General features: G+C 45.8%; 7 protein-coding genes and 1 pseudogene. 6 read left to right on the forward strand and 2 right to left on the reverse strand.

The window, feature by feature from the left end:
* From PX636_RS19160 to PX636_RS19175, 4 genes are all read left to right on the forward strand, one after another.
* Window positions 1-729 (forward strand): peptidylprolyl isomerase (locus tag PX636_RS19160; RefSeq protein ID WP_288118327.1); only part of this gene is annotated, 729 nt, incomplete at its 5' end.
* A 75-nt stretch (window positions 730-804) separates the two neighbouring features.
* Window positions 805-3,774 (forward strand): peptidase domain-containing ABC transporter, encoded by a 2,970-nt coding sequence (locus tag PX636_RS19165; RefSeq protein WP_288118328.1) that lies wholly within the window; start codon window positions 805-807, stop codon window positions 3,772-3,774.
* Between the two features lie 56 nt (window positions 3,775-3,830).
* A complete protein-coding gene (locus PX636_RS19170; protein ID WP_288118329.1) occupies window positions 3,831-3,959 on the forward strand; it encodes a hypothetical protein in 129 nt (42 codons plus the stop codon).
* Window positions 3,956-5,725 carry a beta-barrel domain-containing protein gene (locus tag PX636_RS19175; protein ID WP_041804347.1) on the forward strand — a complete coding sequence of 590 codons (1,770 nt, stop codon included), beginning with the start codon at window positions 3,956-3,958 and terminating at the stop codon, window positions 5,723-5,725. The genes PX636_RS19170 and PX636_RS19175 overlap by 4 nt, the downstream gene beginning before the upstream one ends.
* Here PX636_RS19175 and hisA read toward each other — a convergent pair.
* Window positions 5,722-6,483 carry a 1-(5-phosphoribosyl)-5-[(5-phosphoribosylamino)methylideneamino]imidazole-4-carboxamide isomerase gene (hisA, locus tag PX636_RS19180; RefSeq protein WP_002796216.1) on the reverse strand — a complete coding sequence of 254 codons (762 nt, stop codon included), beginning with the start codon at window positions 6,481-6,483 and terminating at the stop codon, window positions 5,722-5,724. The two genes, PX636_RS19175 and hisA, sit on opposite strands and share 4 nt — an antisense overlap.
* A 369-nt stretch (window positions 6,484-6,852) precedes the next feature.
* Between hisA and pedR the strand changes: the two genes are divergently transcribed.
* Window positions 6,853-7,134: a photosynthetic electron transport-dependent transcriptional regulator PedR gene (gene pedR, locus PX636_RS19185; RefSeq protein ID WP_002796218.1), complete on the forward strand. Its 282-nt coding sequence runs from the start codon at window positions 6,853-6,855 to the stop codon at window positions 7,132-7,134.
* A complete protein-coding gene (locus tag PX636_RS19190) occupies window positions 7,118-7,669 on the forward strand; it encodes a TolB family protein (RefSeq protein ID WP_002796219.1) in 552 nt (183 codons plus the stop codon). Before pedR ends, PX636_RS19190 begins: the two co-directional genes overlap by 17 nt.
* Window positions 7,670-8,126: 457 nt before the next feature.
* Here PX636_RS19190 and PX636_RS19195 read toward each other — a convergent pair.
* Window positions 8,127-8,477 (reverse strand): annotated as a pseudogene (locus PX636_RS19195) (transposase); the annotation flags it as partial.
* Window positions 8,478-8,721 lie beyond the last annotated feature (244 nt).

The raw sequence follows: 8,721 nt of genomic DNA on the forward strand, positions 1-8,721 counted from the left end.
ATTAGCGATTCAGCGGTCTTGCCTCTTTTGGCAAAATATGGTATGTTACCCCAGTTATTCCGGGAAGTAATTATCGAGCAAGCGATTGCCGATATCACCTGCAATCCCGAAGAAAGAAACGCCGCCTATTCCCGTTTCTATCAAAATAATCAAATTGCCAACGATGAACAAATGAAATCTTGGTTACGACAAAACGGGATGGATTCCGAACAACTAGAATATCTAATTCTTCGGGACATTAAACTGGAAAAATTTAAACAGGAGACTTGGGATAACAAAGTAGAATCCTACTTCTTGCAAGTCAAAAATCAATTGGATAAGGTGGTTTATTCCCTGATTCGGACAAAAAATATCGGCATTGCCCAAGAACTATTTTTCCGGATACAGGATCGAGAAAATAGCTTCGCTGAACTAGCCAAAAAATACTCCCAAGGAGCAGAAGCAGAAACCGGAGGACTAATCGGACCTGTGGAACTGAGCACTCCCCATCCCCAGATTGGGCAAATTCTCAAAGCAAGTAAACCGGGGCAACTGTGGCCACCGACGCAAGTGGGAGAATGGGTCGTAATTGTCCGGTTAGAAAAATACTTATCCTGTGAACTGGATCCTCCCACCCGTCAACGCTTACGGAATGATTTATTCCAACAATGGTTAATGACTCAAATGCAAACAGTGAAATTTATCTCCGAATCAACCCCAGTCAATAGCGAGCAGGTATCGATTATATAGCATCCCTTGCCAAGCTGGGTAAACCCAGTCTTTTCGCTTAATTATTTGCCAACTTAGTCAATTTTCGCCTAGCTAATGAGTTACACCACTTTAGATTTTACCGCCTTTCTGGAGACTGTACAGCCCTTCGATCGCCTGCCCGTCGAGGTTAGACGTTCCCTCGGCCAGAAATTACAACCCTTTCGCTATGAGATGGGCAATGCGATACTCAAGTGCGATCGCTTACCCTCCCACCTCGTCCTTCTCTACGAGGGAGAGGCCAGACTTTTGGGTTACGATGCTAGGGTTAACAATCCGCTGCCGGTCACTTTGGCTAAATTACAGCCGGGGGATTTATTCGGGTGGATGAGTCTTCTGCGCGCTACCCCCTGTGAAACGGTTATCGCTTCTTCGGAAGTCACGATCTGTTTAACCTTAAAAGAAGAGGATTTTTGGTCTTTAATCAATAATTACCCCGAATTTAAGGAACATTTCTTTAAAGAAACCTCGATCGCTGAAGTTTATGCTCTCCTAGGCTCCTATCTTAATCAACAGGCCTGGGGTGGGGGAGACCTGAAAGAAATTGCTCAGGCTCTTTTAAACAAAGCTTGTGTGTCCTACAACCAGATTAACGATGATTATCTCTGGTTAGTCAGCGAAAATACCGATAATTATCCTATCGGCACAGTTATCACCCAGAACAATCCGACTAACACGCGCTTATTAGGTCTTTCCTCCGACCAGTTAGACAAGTTCTTGACAGTGGAAACCGAAGCGGCTGCGGAAACAGAAACGGATGATATCTGGGAAACCCAAGTCATTAAGGGAAATAAACCCACCCAGGTATTAGATATCCCCCAAGGAAGAATAAGCGACATCACCAGCGATATCGACGTTGAAAAAACTGTCGAGAAAAACCGGAAATCCTATCCCTTTTTCGGGGGAAAAACGGAACTAGAGGCGGTGAGTGCCTGTTTTCAGATGCTCTGCAAATATTTTAATATCCCCTTTCGCAAGGACGTGATCCAACGCATCCTAGGAGATCAACTGCAAAGAACCGGCAGCCTTTCCCTGCCTCTGTGTGGGGCTGTGGCCGAGGTAGTGGGACTCCATAGCCAATTAGTACCCCTAAATGCTTCTTCCTTGCCCAATATCAACCCTCCTGCCCTAATTCGCTGGCAAGACACCATCGTTATCCTCTACGAAATTAATCAACGGGAAACCACGATCGCTGTTCCCCAAAGGGGGATAATTAAACGCAAAACCAGCGAATTTCTGGAATTTTGGGACGAAAAAGGGGAAGTAATTCTGCTCAAACCCACCAAACACACCCAGCAACAGCGTTTTGGCCTATCATGGTTTTGGCCTTCTGTCAAGAAACATAAACGAGTCTTAATAGAAGTTTTTATCGCTTCTTTCTTCGTGCAGTTATTTGCCCTGGCCAATCCCTTGATGATTCAGGTGATCATCGATAAAGTGATCGTGCAGAATAGCCCGGAAACCTTGAATACCCTCGGGGTTTTCCTGTTAGTAATTGCCGTTTTTGAGGGAATTTTAACCTTTTTGAGAACATCCCTTTTTGTCGATACCACTAATCGCATCGACATGACCCTCGGTTCGGAAATTATCGATCACTTGCTGCGTTTACCCCTGAAATACTTTGAACGGCGGCCAGTGGGTGAAATTTCGACAAGAATCAACGAATTAGAGAATATTCGGCAGTTTTTAACAGGTACAGCCCTAACGGTGGTGTTAGATGCCATTTTCTCGGTTATCTACATCGTGGTTATGTTGATCTATAGCCCGATTCTAACCGTTTGGGCCCTGGGAGTCGTGCCGATTTTAGTTCTCTCCACAGCTATTTTCGCACCGATCGTGCGGCGACAACTGCGAGCAAAAGCCGAACGAAACGCCGAAACCCAATCCTATCTAGTGGAGGTAATGACGGGAATTCAAACGGTGAAAGCACAGAATATCGAATTGCGTTCCCGTTGGCAGTGGCAAGAACGTTATGCGCGCTATGTGGCCGAAGGTTTTCAAACGGTAATGACCTCAACTTTGGCCGGTTCCTTTAGTCACTTCTTTAACCAATTATCGGGTTTATTAGTGCTATGGGTGGGAGCAGCCCTAGTTTTAGACGGAAAACTCACTCTTGGTCAATTAATTGCCTTCCGGATTATCGCTTCCTACGTTACCTCGCCGATTCTGCGTTTGACCCAACTCTGGCAAAACTTCCAAGAAACTGGCTTATCCCTGGAAAGATTAGCCGATATCGTCGATACTCCCCAAGAAGCGGAACTCGATCGCCAAAACATCCCTATGCCCTTAATTAAAGGCACCGTCACCTACGAAAACCTCGCTTTCCGCTTCAATCCCCACGGACCCCTGCAACTATACAACGTCAATTTAGAATTCCCCGCCGGCACTTTTGTCGCTTTGGTGGGGGAAAGTGGCGCTGGGAAAAGTACCATTACTAAATTGTTAGCCCGTCTCTACGAACCAGAATCGGGACGGATTCTCATCGATGGCTACGATATCAACAAAGTGGAACTCTATTCCCTCCGTCGTCAAATCGGCATGGTTCCCCAAGAAACCCTATTATTTGACGGTACGGTACAGGAAAATATCGCCCTGACTAACCCCGATGCGACTGTGGAGGAAATTGTCTCGGCAGCGAAAACGGCGGCGGCCCACGAATTTATTATGACCCTGCCCAATGGCTATAATACCCGCGTCGGTGAACGGGGGGCATCCCTATCGGGGGGACAACGACAACGGGTTGCGATCGCTCGTTCCGTCCTGCAAAAACCGCAAATTCTCATTCTTGATGAGGCCACCAGCGCCCTCGACTATAACACCGAACGGCAAGTGTGTCTGAATCTCAAGGAAGTTTTCAAGGATCATACGGTCTTTTTTATTACCCATCGTTTAGCTTCGATCAAATCCGCCGATATTATTGTCATGATGGATAAAGGGACAGTAGCGGAGGAAGGCACCCACGAGGAATTAATGGCCAAAAAAGGCCTTTACTATACCCTCTATAAACAACAGGATTCGCAAATCTAGTCAGTCAGGGAACAGGGATTAGGGGATAGGGGATAGGGAAATGGGGAAATGGGGAAATGGGGAAGTTTCAACTAATACCCCAAAACCCCAACACCCCACACCCCACACCCCACACCCCACACCCCACACCCTACACCCACGAAAAACTTTTTCAGCAAACCCTAAATATAGGAGAATCCCCATGAACGGTAATTCTAACAACGGTCAAAAGGGCAACGGCAACGCTAAAAGCGATGAACTGACCCAAGCGGGTAAAAACGTGGCTACTACCACGAAAAATAAAAGTATTACCCCTTCTTTACCCACTTTCAGCCCACCGGAACAATCGGTGATCTTGAAACAATCACCCATTTGGTCGCGGACGATTATCTGGACATTAATGAGTGTCACCACTGCCGCTTTAATTTGGTCGGCGTTCGCCAAAATCGAGCAGGTGGTGGGCGCCCAAGGACAACTTAAACCCCAGGGGAAAGTGCAAGAAGTACAAGCACCGGTGAATGGGGTAGTACAGTTCGTGAAAGTGAAAGACGGCGATCGAGTTAACAAAGGTGATGTACTGGTTTTAATGGATTCCAGTGCCTCGCAAGTGCAGTTAGAATCCTTGAGAAAAATTCGCACCAGTGCTGAGAAGGAAAATCAATTCTATCGTCTCTTAATGGCGCAGGATCTGACACCGGCAGCAGTGGAAAGTTCGATCGCTCAATTAAAATTACCGAGTGAAATCGCCGATTTAGCCCGTAATCGTGCCGCTTTGGTGACAGAAAATCAACTTTATCAAGCACAGGTCAGTGAAGGTGCTTCTAGCTCTGCTTTACAAGGGGATGAATTAGCTCGTTTAGGGGCTGCTCGACGGGAGGCCAATTCTCGACAAGCGGCCGCTAGATTGGAAATGGAACAACTAGAAAAACAATTGGCCCAAACTAGGGTACAGTTGGCCGATGCCCGCTCGCAATTAATCAAAGATCGCTTAGTCTTAGAAGAAATTAAGACTCGTAATGCCAATTCGATGAAACAGGGCCAAGAAAGCTTGGATATCGAGCGTAATATTCTTAAGGATATTGAACCCTTGGGGGATGAAGGAGCGATCGCCCGTTATCAGATTAATAAGCAAAAACAATCGGTAACCGATCGCCAGAATGAATTACAGCAGCAAGAGGCTAATGGCAAAATCGATCGAGAAAAACAAGAGAAAGAAGTACAAACCCGCATCGCCGAAATTTCCCGCCTGGAACAGGAAGAAAAGCGTTATTTCCTGTTGATCTCCCAAGCGCAAGAAAAGCTGATTAATACCACGGTAATCACGGAAAAAGATGTGCGCGATAAAATGGCGGACAATTACAAACGGATCGCTGAAATCGATAGTCAGATCAGTCGCATTATCATTGATAACAACAAGCGCATTGCCGAACTAGACAGTCAAATTAGTCAAGCACAACAGACCATTAAATATCAAAAAATTACCGCCCCCATCGATGGTGTGGTCTTTGATCTCAAGGCCCGGCCCGGGTTTGTTCCCCAACCAAGTCAAGCGGAAGCATTATTAAAACTTGTTCCCGATGGCTGTCCCACCGAGGTGAAAGATGCCGCTAAAGGTTGTTTAGTGGCAGAGGTGGACGTGACTAACCAAGACATCGGTTTTGTGCGCGTGGGACAAAAAGCCGATATTCGCATTGATTCCTTTTCCTACAGTGAATACGGCGATATTAAGGGAGAAGTAATCTCGATCGGTTCCGATGCTTTACCTCCCGACGAAAATCACCGTTTTTATCGGTTCCCCGTCCGGGTACGCTTGAACAGTCAAGAGTTAGTTTTGAAAAATCAATCCACTCTACCGCTGCAATCGGGGATGTCCGTGAGTGTCAACATCAAAGTCAATGAAAATCGCACCGTTTTGGGACTATTTACCGATATGTTCAATAAACAGGTGGATACTCTCAAACAAGTCCGTTAAGCGAAAAAATTCGGGGGTACATCCTGCCAACGGCCTGAACCGATCGCGCTAATCGCTTCCGAGAGGTTAACTGCACCGGTATAAAGAGCGCGGCCCACGATTACTCCCGTTACTCCTAAAGGTTCCAAAGACAATAAACTCAGTAAGTCCGTCAGGGAACTAATGCCCCCAGAGGCGATCACAGGAATCTCGACAGATTCGGCTAATTCTCGCAAAGCGGCGAGATTAGGGCCAGAAAGCGTGCCATCTCGATGAATATCAGTGTAGATAATCGTGCTGGCTCCTCTTTTTGCCATATCTTGACCAAGAGCGATCGCCTCTACCTCGGAAGTTTCTAACCAACCCCTGGTGGCTACTTTACCATCGCGAGCATCAATACCGACAATTATTTGCCCCGGAAAGCTTTGACAAAGTTCGCTGACTAATTCTGGCTTTTCTACGGCGACTGTCCCTAAAATCGCCTTTTCTACCCCGATTTTTAGGAGATTACTCACCGTTTCTAGATCCCGCAGTCCACCCCCCACCTGTACGGGAATGGCAATATCATTAAGAATTGTTTCAATAGTTGACAAATTAACCGATTTACCCTCTTTGGCTCCATCCAAATCAACTAAATGTAATCTGGTTGCCCCCTGATTGACCCATTCTCGCGCCACTATTGCGGGATTATCGTTAAAAACCTGCGATTGTTGGTAATCTCCCTGATAAAGTCGCACACATTTGCCATCGAGAATATCAATAGCGGGGATAACTTCCATGTTTTTCTCAATATCTAACTAAGGAGCGTTTTTCATTATATAGTACCAGCCGTCAGAATTCAGGAGACAGGAGGCAGGAGTCGGTGGTCAGGAGATAGGGTGGTCACTGCGTGCGCATTGCGGGGGGTGTTGGGGTGTTGAGGTGTTAGGGTTTTAGTTGAAATTCCCCCACTTCCCCACTTCCCCACCTCCCCATTTCCTACACCCCACTTTCCTATACCTTTTAAACGGGATTGAGGATGAGGGGGTCTTAGCCAGCTATTTTAGCTATTTCTGGTTGCTTAGAGATAATCTTCAGAATATTAATCGATTCCTAGGAGAAAAAATTCTTCTAGAATGATAAGTAAATATACGAGAGGAATTATACTCATGTCTGCTGCGAAGTTTCAAACAGCCGCTTCATTATCCGATCGAGAGCTAGAAATACTCGATTTAGTGGCTAATGGTTTAACTAATCAAGAAATCTCGGAAAAGCTAGAGATTAGTAAGCGTACCGTTGATAATCATATTAGTAATATCTTGACGAAAACAAAAACCGATAATCGGGTGGAATTGGTGCGTTGGGCATTGCATTGGGGTAAAGTTTGTCTTGATGATATTAATTGTTGTATCCTTCCTTCCCCAGCGCCGACTGATGATCAGGTTTCCTAAACTTCTGGGACTTTTTCTTGCGGTTAATATCATCAGTCTGGGGGGATGTAGTGATGCGGGTTTTGTCACCCCTCCCCAACAACTTTTAGGAAATACTTTAAATACCCCTTCCTCTGAAGATAATCCCCGTTTTAACTACGATGGTCGTTATCTGGTCTTTGCCTCCGATCGCAGGGGTCAACGAACGATTTATTTATTCGATCGAGTGGCTAATCGTTTAGTTCCCCTGCCGGGGTTAAATCAAGCAAAAACCTATCAAGATCAACCGGATATTAGTGCCGATGGTCGCTATATTGTTTATGTGTCGGAACAGTCCGGTAAACCCGATATATATATTTATGATCGACAAACTCTGCAAGCAAAAAATATCACCGAAAATATTTTAGGAGAAGTGCGTCGTCCGACGATTAGTGGCAACGGTCGTTTTATTGCTTTTGAAAGTAATCGTTTCGGTCAATGGAATCTGGAAATATTCGATCGAGGTGGCGAAATTTCTCCTTCTTTACCCCCGATCAATTCTTCCCCGTCCCGATAGTATTGGGGGAGAAGGGAGAAGGGAGAAGGGTGTGGGGTGTGGGAAGATGGGAGATGGGACAGGAGAATATCCACACGCCCCGGAATCCCTCCACGCTTACTTTTTGCTCCGTCTCGACTCTTTCTTTTTCCTCGTCCAGCCGCGTAGGTAGGGTCTGCTGAAAAAGTTTATTGGTGGGGTTAGGAGTCGGTCGCCGGTCGTCGGTCGCCGGTCGTCGGGAGGGGAAGTCAGAATAACAGAATGACCTCGCACGTCTGGAAGCGGAACCCTTCGAGATCGAAGAGCGAAAGTGCCAGGGTTTTGAGTCCCTCGGAGCGATTTCTCAACGTTTGTTTCTGGCACTTTTTTGGCTAAAAAAGTGCCAAAACCGTTTTCTAGTAAGGCTTTCAGTAATTTTCAGCAAGCCCTAGGTATTCTTGATACTTTCCACAGTCAAGGGTAGTTATGATCGATCATTCATTTGATAGATGGTTTCGTGACTGAGAAATTCTTGACTGGCTCTTTTCAGACGACCTGCTATTTGTTCCGGACTATGATAATTTTTCAATCCTTTTTTCACCAACTCTAAGGCCGACTCGCTGACATTTTTAAAGGGTTGTTTGGCATTTTTTTGGTGCGTCTCGCTTTGAGCTTGTGCTGTGTCAGGTAGATAGCAGCCGAGGGAACTTTGATTCCTTCTTAATTCTCGTGATATTGTGCTTTGATGACATCCGAGCCAGACGGCCATTTGCCGTTGAGATAAATTTCCCTCTTGACTAAGTTAGTAGAGCAAGTTTCTTTGTTCTATGTTAAGATGTTGTCGGCTCATTTTTGGGTCTGATTTGTTGTTGTTAATGATCAGACAGTACCTGATGAGCCTTTCTTTTTCAACTCTTGAGGTTGATGCGTTTCATTTTTGAATTGACGATTTTTTTGACATCCTCACCGCCGTAAACGGACGGTGATTCCCAAACCTCACGATTTAGGTTTCTGCTTCTTTCCCTTGCGGGGTTCCGCACCTGCCTTAACAGATTTACTCTGTTCTGGTCTTATGGTCGCTCTACAGACTGACA

This window comes from Microcystis sp. M53598_WE2 (assembly GCF_030067735.1).
GTDB lineage: Bacteria > Cyanobacteriota > Cyanobacteriia > Cyanobacteriales > Microcystaceae > Microcystis > Microcystis aeruginosa.

What these genes read in the sequence shown, in the direction of transcription:
- hisA (WP_002796216.1), bottom strand. Translation starts at nt 6,483, where the DNA reads ATGGAAGTTATCCCCGCTATTGATATTCTCGATGGCAAATGTGTGCGA.
- pedR (WP_002796218.1), top strand. Translation starts at nt 6,853, where the DNA reads ATGTCTGCTGCGAAGTTTCAAACAGCCGCTTCATTATCCGATCGAGAG.
- PX636_RS19190 (WP_002796219.1), top strand. Translation starts at nt 7,118, where the DNA reads ATGATCAGGTTTCCTAAACTTCTGGGACTTTTTCTTGCGGTTAATATC.
- PX636_RS19175 (WP_041804347.1), top strand. Translation starts at nt 3,956, where the DNA reads ATGAACGGTAATTCTAACAACGGTCAAAAGGGCAACGGCAACGCTAAA.
- PX636_RS19170 (WP_288118329.1), top strand. Translation starts at nt 3,831, where the DNA reads ATGGGGAAGTTTCAACTAATACCCCAAAACCCCAACACCCCACACCCC.
- PX636_RS19165 (WP_288118328.1), top strand. Translation starts at nt 805, where the DNA reads ATGAGTTACACCACTTTAGATTTTACCGCCTTTCTGGAGACTGTACAG.